Annotated in this window: 1 protein-coding gene; it reads right to left on the bottom strand. The window is 62.9% G+C overall.

What is annotated here, in order from left to right; genetic code table 11:
- Positions 1 to 213: hypothetical protein (locus A3714_RS17940; RefSeq protein ID WP_197463366.1), on the bottom strand; the 213-nt coding region annotated here is incomplete at both ends.

Here is a 213-nt window from a genome sequence, read left to right as displayed (position 1 = left end):
ACGTCATCCGCGGCCAGGTAGGGGCCCTGCGGAGTGTTGGCGTCACTCTGGTGGCAGTCGCTGCAATGGTCATCCAGAAGCGGGTAGACATGGGTCTGGAAGAGACTGGGATCCTGGGGGAAGTTCTTGCTGTTTCCCGGGTCCTTGATTGGCGGTTCTTCCAATTCCGTGGTGCCGCCGCCCAGTCCCAGGCTTTCGCCTGCCCAGGCGCTG

It is taken from the genome of Alcanivorax sp. HI0007 (assembly GCF_001635525.1).
Lineage (GTDB): Bacteria > Pseudomonadota > Gammaproteobacteria > Pseudomonadales > Alcanivoracaceae > Alcanivorax.
The sequence above is the reverse complement of the archived record's forward strand: the minus strand, read 5'-3'. Positions and strand labels throughout refer to the sequence as shown.